Here is a 14588-nt window from a genome sequence, read left to right on the forward strand (position 1 = left end):
GGCGCAGTGGCCGCCACCGGAACTCGAAGGAGCAAGCCATGCGCGAAGCGGTGATCTGCGAACCGCTGCGGACCCCGATCGGTCGATTCGGCGGGGTGTTCAAGACGGTGCCCGCGGTCGACCTGGCGGCAACGGTGATCAAGGAACTGCTGGCGCGCACCGGGCTGGCCGGCGAGGCGATCGACGAGGTCATCCTCGGGCACTGCTATCCCACCTCCGACGCCCCGGCGATCGGCCGCGTCGCCGCGCTGGACGCGGGCCTGCCCATCGAGGTCGGCGGCACCCAGGTGGACCGGCGCTGCGGCTCCGGTCTGCAGGCCGTGCTGGACGCCGCGATGCAGGTGCAGACCGGGGTGAGCGACGTCGTGCTGGCCGGTGGCGTGGAGAGCATGAGCAACGCGCCGTTCTACACCACCGAGGCGCGGTGGGGCATCCGGGGCAGCGGGCTCGAACTGCACGACGCGCTCGCCCGGGGCCGGGTGACCGCGGGCGGCAAGAACTTCCCGGTGCCGGGCGGCATGCTGGAGACCGCCGAAAACGTGCGCCGCGAATACGGAATCTCGCGCACCGAGCAGGACGAGCTGTCGGTGCGCTCCCAGCAGCGCGCCGGTGCCGCGCAGCAGGCTGGGCGGTTCGCCGACGAGATCGTGCCGGTGACGGTGCGCTCCCGCAAGGGCGACACCGTGGTCGACGTGGACGAGCACCCACGCCCGGACACCACGATGGAGGCGCTGAGCGCGCTGAAACCGGTGCTGGGCAAGTCCGATCCGGAAGCGACGGTCACCGCCGGCAACGCCAGCGGGCAGAACGACGCGGCCGCGGTGTGCGTGGTGACCACGCCGGAGCGCGCGGCGGAGCTCGGGCTGCGCCCGTTGGTGCGGCTGGTTTCCTGGGCGCGGGCCGGGGTGCCACCGCGCACGATGGGCATCGGCCCGGTGCCCGCGACGGCGAAAGCCTTGCAGCGCGCCGGAATCGGCATGGCGGACCTGGATCTGATCGAGCTCAACGAGGCCTTCGCCGCGCAGGTGCTGGCCTGCACCCGCGAGTGGGAGTTCAAGCCCGCCGACTTCGACCGCCTCAACGTCAACGGTTCCGGCATCTCGCTGGGACACCCGCTGGGCGCCACCGGCGGCCGCATCCTGGCGACCCTGTCCCGCGAGATGCACCGCCGCGAAGCCCGCTACGGCCTGGAAACCATGTGCATCGGCGGCGGCCAGGGCCTAGCCGCCGTCTTCGAACGCATCTGACCCGAGGTGAGGGGCACTCGTGACCCAGTAAGCGGGTCACAGGTGCCCCTCACCCTTCACCACACCGAGTGGCGCACCCCCGGACGTGTGATGAGTGAAGGGCACCTTTCGCCAACTTACTTGGTAAAAGGTGCCCTTCACCTACCACTCGATCAGTGGCGAACGGGGCTCATCCCGCGCGCGTTCACCTGGGTGGGGCACTCCGATGAGCCTGGGGATCAGGGGGTGGTTGTGGGGGTTTTGATGGTGTCTAGGTCTCGGCCCTTGGTTTCTGGGGCGGCGGTTGCCATCCACAGGGATGCCAGGACCAGTAGGGCGCCGATGACCGTGAACGTCAGGGGTAGGCCTAGGTGGGGCCATAGGAGGGAGCCGAAGATCACTGGGACGAATCCGGCTCCGACTCGGCTTACCGTGGAGGCCCAGCCGAAGCCGCTGGCGCGCAGGCTGGTCGGGTACAGCTCGGAGACGTAGGCGTAGAGGGCCGGAATCGTCAGTTCGATGAGGAAGCCGAAGGCCGTGATCCACCACTTGGCGGCGGTCTCGATGTCCAGTTGCACCGCGAAGAACACCAGGGTGAGTGCGGCCAGCGGGCCGCTGAGACCGATGACCCACTTGCGACCGACCACGTCGACCAGCCAGGCCGAGACGACCACGCCGACGATGCCGATCGCGGTCATCAGGGTGGTCACCATGAATGCCGCGTAATTGCCGTAACCCTGCTCGACCAGGATGCTCGGCAGCCAGGTCAGCGCGCCGTAGTAGACCAGGAACACGGTCAGGAACAGCGCCCACGACACCGAGGTGATCCTGGCGCTGAACCGCCACAGGTCGCGCGCCTGGCGGCCGAACGCGGCGACGGTCATCCTCGGCTGCGGTGCGGGCTCCGGCAGCGTCCAGGGCTCGACTGCCGCCCCGGTCCGCCGCACCAAATCGTCGATCACCGACCGGGCTTGCTCGGCCCGGCCTTGGCGGATCAGGTACATCGGCGATTCCGGCACCGAGCGCCGGATCCAGAACAGCAGCAGCGCGGGCAGCACCATCACCACCAGCAGCAGCCGCCAGTTGTCGAAGACCAGCAGCGCGGCGGACACCACGCCGCACAGCGTCGCGCCCACCGGCCACCAGATGTCCATCGCGGTGAGCACCCTGCCGCGCACCTTCGCCGGGGTGAACTCGCCGACCAGCGCGTAGTCCACCGGAATGCAGCCGCCGAGGCCGATCCCGGCCAGGAACCGGAACACGCAGAACGTCACGAAGTCCGGGGACGCGGCACCGGCCAGCGAGAACACCGAGAACATCAGCAACGTCAGGCTGAACGCGCGTTTGCGGCCGATGGTGTCGGCGATCGCGCCCCAGATCACGGCACCGACGGCCATTCCGATGAGGTTGGACGTGCCGACCCAGCCCCGCGCGGCGGGCGAGAGGTTCCACTCCGCGCCGACCAGCGGGATGAGGAAGCCGTTGAGCGCGACGTCCCAGGCGTCGAACATGAACCCGAGGCCGCCGATCAGGAATATCGCGCCCTGGGTCCGCCACTTCCACGGCAGTTCCTGGACGATCTGATCTCCGGTCTTCATGGGACTCCCTTGTTCGTCGGACCGGGTTTTCTCGGGTCGTGAGTGGTCGTTCCGACAACCACTCACGACCGATGACCTGGGTCTCAGCGCCCTGTTTTTGATCTTGTCCTTCGAAGCGGCGCCAGCCGCTTGGCCCACCCCCGCAACCGGTACCGCCGCAGGTTCTCCGACTCCGCCCGCGTTCTTCGCGAGGGCGCCGACATCGTGAATTGGCATTCACGATGTCGGGGATCCTTTGTCGAGACGGCGTCTGAATGCCTGTCTTCGCAGCCGTTGTGGCGGCCCGACCGCCTCGGGTTCACCACGCAAAACGAGTACGAGAACAGGTTCTCAGACGTCCATCAGGGCTTTGCGCTGGCCGCCGTCGACGGGGATGTGCGCGCCGTTGAGGTAGCTGGCGCGTGGCGAGGCGACGAAGGTGACCACGTTGGCGACCTCCTCCGGCTCGCAGATCCGCCCCAGCGGCAGCGACGACACCGCGAGCTCGTGCGCGCGCTGACCATCGACCTTCTTGTCCCGCGCGAAAGCGGCCTCCAGCCCGGCCCACCGGTCGGTGTTGACCGGGCCGGGGTTGACGGTGTTGCACCGAATGCCCATCGGCCCGTACTGCTCGGCCACCGAGGAGGCGAAGTTGATGTCGGCGGCGTTGGCGACACCGGCGGTCATCTCCCAGTAGGACGGTTTGAGCCCGTCGTTGCCGACCACCAGCACGATGGAGCCCTCGCCGCGCTCGCGCATGTGCCCGATCACGGCGCGAACCGTGCGCACGTAGCCGAGGAACTTCAGCTGCATGCTGCCCAACCACTGCTCCTCGGTGAGGTCTTCGAGCAGGCCGCCGGGCGACGAACCGGCGCAGGTGATCACGATGTCGATGTGGCCGAACTGCTCGATGGCGAGGTCGACGCAGCGCTGCACGTCCGCGGTGGCGCTCATGTCCCCGGCCAGTCCGAGCACCTTGCGCCCGCTGGCCGCGGCGATCTCGTCGGCGGCGCGGACGATGTCCGCCTCGGTGCGCGCGGTGATGACCACATCGCAGCCTTCGGCCGCGAGCTGCTCCGCGCAGGCCCGGCCGATCCCCTTGCTGGCGCCGGTGATGAACGCGATCTTGCCACCCAGCTGCATGTCCATTGTGGACTCCTCTTCGTGGTTACTTGGCGCCGGTGGTCGAGGTGCTCTGCGAACGCGGGTCCCGTCTCGGCCAGCGGTCTTGCTCGACCTGGGCGAGGAAGCGTTCGACGTGGTGGTTGAACAGTTCGGGTTCTTCGAGGTTGGTCACGTGCCCGGTCTTGGGCAGCACGACCAGGCCGCTGCGCGGGATGGTCCGCTTGAGCATCAGGTCGGTTTCCAGCACTCCGTCGTCCTCGTCGCCCGCGACGATCAGGGTTGGCACGTCCAGCGCGGCCAGTTCCGCCCGCAGGTCGTACAGCGACGGGCGGGCCTTCTGCACGCCGCGCATGGTGCGCGCCGCGCCGACCGGATCGTGCTCGGCGAGCACGGCCACGTGTTCGGCGTGGCCGCGCGGGTCCTTGTGCTCGAACTGCACGCGGGCCGGGCCGAAGCCGTACCACTTGGCCATTTCCGCCGAGCCTTCGGTTTCGAAGGCCACCGCGACGAGTTCCGACTCCGACCGGAACTTCTCCTGGGCGTCGGGGTGCGCTCCGTAGCCGCAACCGGCGACCACCAGCGATCGGGCCCGCTGGGGATGGCGGAGGCCGAAGTGCAGCGTGCAGAATCCGCCCATCGAGTTGCCGACCACGTGCGCCCGGTCTGCTCCGATCGCGTCGAGGACGGTCACCAGGTCGTCGACGGCGCGGAACTGGCCGTAGCGCTCCGGCTCGGTGGGCACCTCCGACGGCGGGTAGCCGCGCGCCGCGTAGACGACGCATCGGTACCGGCGGGCGAAATACCGGATCTGCGGTTCCCACGACCGGTGGTCCCCGGCGAACTCGTGCACGAAGACCAGCGGCACGCCGCTGCCGGATTCCTCGTAGTACAGGCGGATTCCGTCGTCGGTGGTCGCGTACGGCACTCGAACCTCCCATTTGCGATTTGATATATCATCTGCCGAACGGCACTTCGCCGGTGAACACCGCGGCGTTCGCCGACCGTTCCTCGGCAAGCCGAGCCAACAGGCCCTCCCCGGCGACCACCTGCTCCTTGGCCCGCCGCACGGCGTCGCGGCCCAACTGCGCGACCGATCCGGCCAGGGCGGTCGCGATGCGCAGCGGATCCTCGGCGAGCCGGTCGAGCAGCCCGATCGCCACGGCCTCCTCGGCGTCCACGAAGCGCTGGCTGAGCACCAGTTCCAGGGCGCGGCGCCCGATGGTCGACGGCAGCCCCCACGATCCGACCGACAGGCCGTGCCCTGGCCCGACGAACCGGAACCGCGCCCGTGGCGAGCCCAGCCGCACATCGGCGGCCAGCGCCAGCTGCGCCCCGCCACCCACGGCTGGGCCGTCCACCGCGGCGACCACCGGAACCGGCAGTCGCAGCATTCGTTCGTACAGCGCGTAGAGGTCATCGCTGACCTTGCGCCGCTCGGCATTGGACACGTTGAGATCGGCACCGGCGCAGAACTTGCCAGCGGTGCTCGAACCGAGCACGACGGCGCGCACCTCGGCATCGACGGCGACCTCGGCGAATCGCGCGTGCAGCGCGTCGACCAGGGCCGCGTCGAGTGCGTTGTGGACTTCCGGGCGATCCAGCGTGAGGACCACCAAGGTGGGCGATGGCCGGGCGTGGTGCAGCATGCTCGTCACTTCCTCAGCTCCGCCGGGCGCCCAGCAGCCGCCCGACCACGATTCCGACCACCAACGCCACCGCGACCGGTGCGGCCTTCTTCAGCATCGGCACGACAACCGGCTGTCGTGCGTAGTTCTCGCGGTGCGGGCTGGCCTCATCGCGCAGGACCACCTGGGCGGGTTCGGCGAGCAGGTCGCTGATGTTGGCCGCGAACTGCTCAACCAGCTGCTGCGAGATGTCAGCCAGCGCGCCGCGGCCGAACCGCGCGACCTCGCCCCGGATCACCAGGTCGGTGTCCAGCGCGAGCACGCTGCCCGCATCGTGCGGGCGGACCTGGACCGCCACCCTGGCCTCGGCGATGCCGTGTTCGTCGCGGCCCCTGGCGCCGAGCACCAGGCGGTTGCCGGGCTCGTCGACCTCCAGGAAGCGGACGACGCCCTGGTAGGCGGCCGAAATCGGCCCGACCTCGACCCGCACCCGGCCGCGGTAGGAGTCGTCGGTCCGGCCCTCCAGGGTCGCGCCCGGCAGGTGGGGGGCGATCCGCTGCACGTCGTTGATCAGCGCGAACACCGCCTCCGGTGGTGCGGGTAGCACGACTTCGTTGGTCAGCCGCATGCGTTCCTCCCGTCAGCCCAGTTCGGCGCAGATCCATTGTGGACTCAGCGGCAGCCGATCCACCGCACCGCGCAGCCCGAGCGCGTCGCGCACCGCGTTGGCCAGTGCCGCGCCCGCCGCGGTGATGCCGCCCTCCCCCGCGCCCTTGACGCCCAGCGGGTTGTCCGGGCTGGGTGCGTCCTCGGTGACGATCGTGTCCACCAGACCGGGCACCTCGGTCGCGGTCGGCATCAGGTAGTCCATGAACGTCGAAGCCTGCGGCTGGCCCTGTTCGTCGTAGTGGAAGTTCTCGTACAGCGCACCGCCGAGACCCTGCGCGACGCCACCGATCAGCTGCCCTTCGACCAGCGTCGGGTTGATCGCCCGGCCGATCTCGTAGGCGACCAGGTAGCGCGGCACCGCGACGTGCCCCGTCCCTGGATCGATGTCGACCAGCGCCACGTGCACGCCGTACGGGTAGGTCATGTGATCGACTTCGAAGACCCGGCGGGCCGCCAGCCCAGGTTCGGATCCCCGTTCCAGATGCGGACTTCCGGGGGCGCACGCGGCGGCGACCTCGCCCAACTCGACGCTGCGGTCGGCGAAGGAGAAGGCGCCGCCGGAGTGCTCCAGCAGGTCTTCGGCGACGCCCAGCATGCGGGCGGCCACCGAACGGGCTCGACGCAGCACGGCAGTCGCCGCGAGGTCGACGGCGTTGCCCGCCAGCACCGTCGACCGGCTGGCCCAGGAGCCGAGCCCGAACGGTTGCAGGTCGGTGTCGCCGTTGATCACCTCGACGTTCTCGTGGTCGATGCCCAGCCGATCCGCGGCGATCTGCGCCAGCACGGTTTCGATGCCCTGGCCCAGCGACGTGCCGCCGGAATGCACCCGGACCCGCCCGCTGGGTTCGACGATCACGTCCGCGGTCTCGTGCGGCCCGAGCCCGCTCTTCTCCAGGAACACCGCGAAACCGCAACCGGCCTTGCGACCCCGCGCCCGCAGCCGCGCCACTTCGTCGCGCCAGCCGCGGGTCTTCGCCAGCGCGGTTTCCAGCAGCGCCGGGTAGTCACCAGCGTCGAGCACCATGTCGGTGCCCAACGCCCGCAGCGGACGCACGTGCGGAATCTCGTCCGGGCGCAACAGGTTCCGCCGCCGGATTTCCGCCCGGTCGATGCCGAGGCGATCGGCCGCGACGTCCAGCAGGTGTTCGCGGGCGAAGGTTCCCTCGTAGCGGCCGGGTGCGCGGTAGGTGCCGCACGGGGTCTTGTTCGTCAGCACCACGTCCAACCCGGCCTGGTAGGCGGGCACCCGGTACGGGCCGGGGAGCATGCCGACGGTCAGCTCCGGCACCAGCAGGCCGTGGGTGCGCAGGTAGGCGCCGTTGTCGTGGACGATCTCGTCGCGCAGCGCCAGCAGCCGGGCGTCCGCGTCGAACGCGGCGGCGATGCGGTGCCGCTGCTGCCGGGAGTGGTTGAGCGCGACCAGGTTCTCGGCGCGGTCCTCGGTCCACTTCACCGGCCGCCGCAGGTGCCGGGCCAGCCACGGGATCAGCAGGTCTTCCGGGTAGAACTCGCCCCGCGCACCGAAGCCGCCACCGGCGTCCATGGCGTGCAGCCGCACCTGGTCCTCGGGCATCCCGAGCATCCGGGCGAGCACGTTGCGGTTGAACACCGGCACCTTCGTCGCGCCCCACACCGCCAGTCGCCCGGTCGCCGCGTCGTACTCGGCGACCAGCCCGCGCGGCTCCATCGGAACAGCGGCGTGCCGACCGACCTCCAGATCCAGTTCGACGACGTGCGCCGCGGCGGCGAACGCGGCCCGCACCTCGCCGAAACCGACCTGCATCCGGGTGGCCGCTGGCGCGCTGCTGGCGTCGAGGACCACCGGCAAGTCCCGGTACTCCACGGCGACCAGCTCTGCGGCGTCCTCCGCGGTGTACGGGTCGTCCGCGACGACCACGGCGATCGGTTCGCCGACGTAGCGGACCACCTCCGGCAGGATCGGCTGCAAGCTGTCCGCTGGCTCGTCGCCGCGCGGCAGCCGGATCGGAATCGGCGGAATGTCAACGAGATCCGCCCCGGTGATCACGGCCAGCACACCGGGCAGCGCCCGCGCCTGCGCCGTGTCGATCCGCGTGACCTCACCGTGCGCCACGGTGGAACGCACGATCCGCGCGTGCACCTGGCCGCGCCGGTTGACGTCGTCGGCGAACCGCCCCTGGCCCTTGAGCAGCCGATCGTCCTCGTGGCGGCGCACCCGCGCCCCGATCACCCCGGCGACCCGCTCCGACGTCGCGGTGCTCATCGCGCCCCCAGCGCGTCGCGCGACGGATCGCTGCCACGAGCTGCCCGGCGGCTCACAACGCCTCCCGTCGGCTGGTGGCGACGTCGCTGATCGCCTCGACGATGCCCTGGTAGCCGGTGCAGCGGCACAGGTTCGACGACACCACGTCGCGGATCTCCGCCCTGCTCGCCGTCGGGTTCTCCGCCAAGTAAGCCTCGGCGAGCATCAGGAATCCCGGGGTGCAGAAGCCGCACTGCAGCCCGTGGTGCCGGGAGAACGCCTCCTGCAGGTCCGAAAGCCGATCGCCGTCGGCGAGGCCCTCCACGGTGCGCACCTCGGTGCCGTCGGCCTGCACCCCGAACATCAGGCACGCCCGAGCCGGTACCCCGTCCACCAGCACCGTGCAGGCCCCGCAGATGCCGTGCTCGCAGCCCAGGTGGGTGCCGGTGTAGCCGAGGTCGTGGCGCAGCACGTCGGCGAGCGTGCGGCGGGATTCCACCAGCACCTCGTGTTCGGTGCCGTTGACCGTGACGTTGATCAGCTGCTGGTCCTTCATCGGCTGCGCTCCAGGGCTCGCAGGACTTGCTCGGGTGTGATGGGTACGGCGTCGAGTTCCACGCCGGTGTCGCGCAGGGCGTCGTTGACCGCGCCCAGCACCGCGGCCGGGGCCCCGATCGTGCCGCCCTCGCCCATGCCCTTCGCGCCGGTTTCGGTGAAGGCACAAGGGGTTTCGAGGTGTTCGATGTCGATCTCGGGAATTTCCGCGGCGGTCGGTACCAGGTAGTCGATGAGGCTGCCCGCGCTCGGCTGCCCGTCGGCGTCGTAGTCGATCTGCTCGTACAGCGCCCCGGCGATGCCCTGCGCGACACCGCCGCGGACCTGGCCATCGACGATCTTCGGGTTGATCACCACGCCGCAGTCCTCGACCACCAGGTAGCGCAGCAGCCGGGTCTGGCCGGTGCGCGGGTCCAGTTCCGCGACCACGCCGTGCGTGGCGTTGGAGAACGTGCCCGAGGTGAGCACGTCGAAGGTGGCCCGCTCGGACAGGCCCGGTTCGAGGTCCTTGGGCAACCGGTGCGCGCGCAGGTAGGCGATTTCGGCGACCTCGGCGATCGGTACCGCGCTGTCCGGGTCGTCGCGGCGACGGCACCAACCATCGGCCAGCTCGATGTTGGTCTCGTCGGTCTCCAGCAGGTGCGCGGCGATCGCCCGGATCCGCCCGGCCAGCTTCCCGGCCGCCAGCCGGACCGCGCCGCCGCCGATGGCCGCCGACCGGCTCGCGAAGGTGCCCCACCCGTAGCTGACCAGGTCGGTGTCGCCCTGCCGGATCCGCACCGCATCCGGGTGCACGCCGAGCTGGTCGGCGGCGATCTGCGCGAGCGTCGTCTCATGGCCCTGGCCGTGCGCCGACGTCCCGGTCAACACCGTCACCGCACCACTGGGATCCATGCGGGCCTCGGAGATGTCGTAACCGGGTACCACTGACATCTTGCGCTGCGCGAACGCCTCGGTGCCGTACCCGGTGCGCTCGTTGAAGCAGGCGAAGCCGATGCCGATCAACCGGTCCGCGGCGGTGTCGCGCAGCTCGAACCAGCCTTCCGCGCGCAGCCGCCGCTCGCAGCGGTCCAGCGATTCCCGGTAGGAGCCGGGATCGTAGGTGATGCCGTTGACCCCGACGTAGGGGAAGGTGTCGATCAGGTTGCGCCGCCGGATCGCGACCGCGTCGATGCCGAGTTCCCGCGCCGCGCGCTCCATCAGCCGCTCCATGACCAGCACGATCTGCGGGCGGCTGACGCCTCGGTAGGGCGCGGTGGGCGCCTTGTTGGTCGCGACGGCGCGTGCCCGGGCCCGGTAGCGGGGCACCTGGTAGACGCCGGGCAGTTCGGTGGCGGCCATCAGCGGTTCCACCCCGCTGGTGAACGGGAACACCGAGTACGCCCCGACATCGCAGTGCACGTCGGCGTCCAGCGCCAGGATCCGGCCTTCGCCGTCGAACGCCGCCCGCACCCGGTAGCGCTGCTCGCGCCCCAGGAAGCTCGCGAACAGCCCTTCCCGCCGGTCCTCGATCCACTTCACCGGTCGCCGCAGCCGCAGGGCCGCCGCGGCGACCGCGATTTCCTCCCGCCCCACCACGCATTTCAGCCCGAATCCGCCGCCGACGTCCGGCACGATGACCCGGACCTGCCGTTCGCGCAGCCCGAGGCAGCGGGCCAGCGCGGTGCGCACCTGGTGCGGGACCTGGCTGGAGATGTGCACGACGAGCTGGTCGTCGCGATCGACCCATTCCGCGAGGCAGCCGCGCGGTTCCAGCGGCAGCGCGTTCTGCCGCCCGCTGCTCATCGCGGTCCGCACCACGCATTCGGCGGTGCTGAAGACGTCGTCCACGTCGTCGTCGAACGGGGTCACCGCCAGGAAGGTGTTCGCGTCCAACTCGTCGTGCACGTCGGGCGCATTGCCCGCCAGAGCGTCGTCGATGGATGTCACCACCCGGCGCGGCGCATAGTCCACATTGGCCAGTTCGGTGCCGTCTTCGGCGGCGTACGGGTCGTCGGCGAGGACGATCGCGACGGGTTCGCCCGCGTAGCGGACCCGCCCGGTGGCCAGGATCGGCATGGTGGTCGGCACGAACTCCTCGCGTTCCAGCAGCGCGGTCAGCCCGGCCAGGCCCAGCTCGGCCGCCGAGAAGGCGGCCCGAACACCCGCCGCCGAAGTCACCTCGGACAGGTCGACCGAGTTGATGTCCGCTGCCGCCACCGGAGAACGCACGAAGGCGGCCGACAGGGCCCCGACGCGTTCCAGGTCGTCGACGAACCGGCCGCGCCCGGTGAGCAGTCGCGGGTCTTCGCGGCGCGGCACCGACGCGCCGACCCAGGTGTGTGGTCCGCTCACCCGGCCATCGCCTCCTGGCAGGCGCGGATCACCAGCGTGCGGGCGAGTTTGCGGCGGTACTCGGCGCTGCCGTGCGCATCGCTGCCCGGCTCGATGGCGTGCGCGGCCGCGGCCGCGCACGCGGCGAACAGTTCGCCGCCCAGTTCGCCGCCGCGCAGCACGGCCTCGGCCGCCGGGATCCGGACCGGCACCGCGTCCACGCCACCCAGCGCCACCCGACCCGACCGGCAGACCCCACCGGCCACGTCGAGGCTGACCGCCGCCGCGACGATCGCGAAATCGCCTTTGCGCTGGGCGAATTCGGTCAGCGCCGCGTGCGGGGCGGGGGTCGGGAACACCACTTCGACGATCATCTCGTCAGGTTCCAACGCGGTTGTCAGGAAACCGAAGAAGAATTCCCCGGCCGCGACCGTGCGCCGCCCGCGAGTGCTCTCGACGACGATCTGGGCGTCCAGCAGCACGGCGAGCAGGCACCATTCCGCCGTGGAGTCGGCATGCGCCAGACTGCCGCCGATGGTGCCGCGAGTCCTGATCGGATAGTGGCCGATCCAGGTCGCCGCGCGGGTCAGCACGCCGAAGGGGCCGACGATCTCGGCGGCGCTCGCGGTCTCGATCGCCCGATGCGTCGTCAGCGCGCCGATGCGCAGCGCCGATGCGTCGCGGCGCAGGTAGTTCAACCGGCCGATGCGGCCCACGTCGACCAGCGCGGCGGGCCTGGCCAGCCGGAAGTTCATCATGGCCACCAGACTCTGGCCACCGGCCAGCAGTTTCGCCTCGTCGCCGAGTTCGGCGAGCAGTTCGGTCGCCCCGCGAACGTCGTGCGCCCGGTGGTAGTCGAAGGATGCCGGTTTCACGGCTCTCCTCTCCGCGGATGCCGCTGGCACGGTCTGCAACTTGATATATCATGATTCAAACAGTGCGGCTCGTCTCGCGCAAGCGTCCGACACCACGCATTTTCGTTGGCCCAGCGTGGAAATCAACTCGTCACCGCGGAAACCCGACGGTCACAGGGAGCAGGCCTTGACACAGAACCCGACGCGGCAGGAAACTTCCGCACGCGACCGCGCGGCATGGCAGCGGCACGGCACCACCGAGGTCGCCGCGCTCGACATCGGCAGCCTGCCCAGCGCGTGCCACGCACTCCCCGACCGACGGGCACTGCTGTTCCCCGCCGAGTCCGACCGCTGGTTCACGCACGGTGAACTGGCCGAACGGGGCGCCCGGACGGCGAGTTGGTTGCGCATCAACGGTTTGCGCCCCGGCGCACGAGTTCTGCTGTGCGGGCACAACAGTTCCGCGCTCGTGCTCGCCTACCTCGCGTTGCTGGGCGCAGGCGCCACAGTGGTCCTCGCCAATCCCGCCTACACCACAGCCGAACTCCGCCACCTGGTCACCGACAGCCAGGCCGAATGGGCGTTCGCCGCGCAGCCCGCCACCGATCGGCTGCGCGGCCTCGACCTCCGCATCGTGTCCCTGGACGAACCGCTGCCCGAAGCAGCGCGCGGCAAACCCGAAGCGGATGCGCACGAACCCGCACTGCTGGCCTACACCTCGGGGACTACCGGTGCACCCAAGGGAGTTCCGCTGACGCACGGCAACCTGCTCGCCTCGATCCGCGCGGCCATGCTGGCGTGGCGCTGGAGCGAGGACGACGTGCTCGTGCATTCGCTGCCGCTGAGCCACCAGCACGGCCTGGGTGGCGTGCACGCGACGTTGCTCGCCGGATCATCGGCGGTCATCCTGCCGGACTTCGACGCCGCGAAGCTCACCGAGGCGATGCGCGGCCACCACGCCACCGTGCTGTTCGCCGTCCCGGCGATCTACGAACGGCTCATCGCCGACGCCCCGCAAGCCCTGACCACTCCGACGCTGCGGCTGGCCGTCAGCGGCTCGGCACCGCTGAGCCCCGAACTCGCCAACCGGTTGGCGCAGGTCATGGGCGTGCCGCCACTGGAACGGTACGGCAGCACGGAAAGCGGTCTGGACGTGTCCAACCCGATCGACGGGCCGCGCATCCCCGGCACGGTCGGTCTGCCGCTGCCAGGTGTCGAACTGCGCATCGCGGATGAATCCGGCGACGACGCGCCGGAAGGCGAGATCCTGCTGCGCGGACCGCAGGTTTTCACCGGCTACTGGAACCGCCCGGAAGCCACCCGCGAGGCGTTCCACCCCGGCGGCTGGTTCCGCACCGGCGACCTAGGGCGGCTCGACCCGGAAACCGGTTACCTGCGCATCACCGGCCGGAAGAAAGAACTGATCATCACCGGCGGTTTCAACGTCTACCCCAGGGAAGTCGAACTGGTGCTGGAGAAGCACCCCGATGTCGTGGCAGCGGCCGTCGCCGGGCTGCCCTCGGCCCGCTGGGGCGAGCAGGTCACCGCGTGGGTGGTGACCACCGGTGCCGCCGATTTCGACGACGTCCTCGCGCACTGCCGGAGGCTGCTGGCTCCCTACAAATGCCCCAAACAGGTCTTCGCGGTGGATTCCCTGCCGCGCAGCGGCATGGGCAAACTCCGCAGGTCGGCCCTGGTACCACCGGAACACCAGACCCGCTGAACACCGGGCCCGCCGAACACCGGGCGCGGCTAGAATTCCGCCCATATCAACACAGAATGGATGACCCGTGATGCAGCCGCTGTACACCAGTAAGACCGAGCTGGTCACCAGCATGCTTCGCGAACTCATCGTGACCGGTGAGCTGGAAGCCGGCACGTCGCTGCGGCAACGCGACCTGGCCACCCGGTTGGGGGTGAGTCCGACGCCGGTCCGGGAAGCCCTGCGGCGCCTGGAAAGCGAAGGTCTGGTCACCACCGACCAGCACCGCAGCGCGACCGTCGCGGAGTCGTGGTTGGACGCCACCGAGGAGAACTACCTCATCCGCGCCGCGCTGGAGTCGCTGGCCGCCAAGCTCGCCGCCAACCGGATCACCGCCGAGCAACTGGCGGCGATCGAGAAGATCAACGCGCAGATCGTGGAGCTCGACGACGATTCCCTCGCCTACGGCGCGTTGAACCGGGACTTCCACTTCGGCATCTACCAGGCGGCTGGTACCCCGGTGCTGCTGTCGCTGATGCGGATGCTCTGGCAGGCGATGCCCGATGGCCCGAAAGTCGTTCGCAGCCACCGGGAATCGGCCGCCGAGCACGCCGCGATCGTCGAGGCGCTGCGCGACGGCGACGCCGAGCGAGCCGGTGAACTCACCTACCAGCACATCGTCGGCACCGCGCACCTGACCAACAAACGGTCGTGAGAGCGA

Annotated in this window: 12 protein-coding genes; 3 read left to right on the forward strand and 9 right to left on the reverse strand. The window is 70.2% G+C overall.

The window, feature by feature from the left end:
• Window positions 1–38 precede the first annotated feature (38 nt).
• Window positions 39–1247: an acetyl-CoA C-acetyltransferase gene (locus tag ACTWQN_RS31130; protein WP_443207185.1), complete on the forward strand. Its 1209-nt coding sequence runs from the start codon at window positions 39–41 to the stop codon at window positions 1245–1247.
• Between the two features lie 218 nt (window positions 1248–1465).
• Here the strand turns inward: ACTWQN_RS31130 and ACTWQN_RS31135 are convergent, their stop codons facing one another.
• The 9 genes from ACTWQN_RS31135 to ACTWQN_RS31175 all read right to left on the reverse strand — a co-directional run bounded on the left by ACTWQN_RS31135 (window position 1466) and on the right by ACTWQN_RS31175 (window position 12186).
• The gene (locus ACTWQN_RS31135) at window positions 1466–2824 is read right to left on the reverse strand and encodes an MFS transporter (protein WP_443207186.1); all 1359 of its coding nucleotides are present in this window, start codon (window positions 2822–2824) and stop codon (window positions 1466–1468) included.
• A 330-nt stretch (window positions 2825–3154) separates the two neighbouring features.
• On the reverse strand, window positions 3155–3952 hold the full coding sequence (locus tag ACTWQN_RS31140) for an SDR family oxidoreductase (RefSeq protein ID WP_443207187.1): 798 nt from the start codon (window positions 3950–3952) through the stop codon (window positions 3155–3157).
• 19 nt (window positions 3953–3971) lie between these two features.
• Window positions 3972–4853: an alpha/beta fold hydrolase gene (locus tag ACTWQN_RS31145; RefSeq protein WP_443207188.1), complete on the reverse strand. Its 882-nt coding sequence runs from the start codon at window positions 4851–4853 to the stop codon at window positions 3972–3974.
• A 28-nt stretch (window positions 4854–4881) separates the two neighbouring features.
• Window positions 4882–5574 carry an enoyl-CoA hydratase/isomerase family protein gene (locus ACTWQN_RS31150; protein ID WP_443207200.1) on the reverse strand — a complete coding sequence of 231 codons (693 nt, stop codon included), beginning with the start codon at window positions 5572–5574 and terminating at the stop codon, window positions 4882–4884.
• Between the two features lie 13 nt (window positions 5575–5587).
• A complete protein-coding gene (locus ACTWQN_RS31155) occupies window positions 5588–6181 on the reverse strand; it encodes an SRPBCC family protein (RefSeq protein ID WP_443207189.1) in 594 nt (197 codons plus the stop codon).
• 12 nt (window positions 6182–6193) lie between these two features.
• Entirely contained in the window at window positions 6194–8464 is a 2271-nt protein-coding gene (locus ACTWQN_RS31160) for a xanthine dehydrogenase family protein molybdopterin-binding subunit (RefSeq protein WP_443207190.1), read from the reverse strand.
• Between the two features lie 52 nt (window positions 8465–8516).
• On the reverse strand, window positions 8517–8999 hold the full coding sequence (locus ACTWQN_RS31165) for a (2Fe-2S)-binding protein (protein ID WP_443207191.1): 483 nt from the start codon (window positions 8997–8999) through the stop codon (window positions 8517–8519).
• A complete protein-coding gene (locus ACTWQN_RS31170; protein WP_443207192.1) occupies window positions 8996–11332 on the reverse strand; it encodes a xanthine dehydrogenase family protein molybdopterin-binding subunit in 2337 nt (778 codons plus the stop codon). The genes ACTWQN_RS31165 and ACTWQN_RS31170 overlap by 4 nt, the downstream gene beginning before the upstream one ends.
• A complete protein-coding gene (locus ACTWQN_RS31175; protein WP_443207193.1) occupies window positions 11329–12186 on the reverse strand; it encodes an FAD binding domain-containing protein in 858 nt (285 codons plus the stop codon). Before ACTWQN_RS31175 ends, ACTWQN_RS31170 begins: the two co-directional genes overlap by 4 nt.
• A gap of 166 nt (window positions 12187–12352) precedes the next feature.
• On the opposite strand from ACTWQN_RS31175, the gene ACTWQN_RS31180 reads away from it, so the two are divergent.
• Together ACTWQN_RS31180 and ACTWQN_RS31185 are read left to right on the forward strand one after the other, a co-directional pair.
• Complete coding sequence (locus ACTWQN_RS31180) at window positions 12353–13888, forward strand: class I adenylate-forming enzyme family protein (RefSeq protein ID WP_443207194.1); 1536 nt, start codon at window positions 12353–12355, stop codon at window positions 13886–13888.
• Between the two features lie 70 nt (window positions 13889–13958).
• A complete protein-coding gene (locus ACTWQN_RS31185) occupies window positions 13959–14582 on the forward strand; it encodes a GntR family transcriptional regulator (protein ID WP_443207201.1) in 624 nt (207 codons plus the stop codon).
• The last annotated feature ends 6 nt before the right edge of the window (window positions 14583–14588 follow it).

Origin of the sequence: Saccharopolyspora antiqui (assembly GCF_052246905.1) — a bacterium.
In the GTDB taxonomy this organism is placed as follows: domain Bacteria; phylum Actinomycetota; class Actinomycetes; order Mycobacteriales; family Pseudonocardiaceae; genus Saccharopolyspora.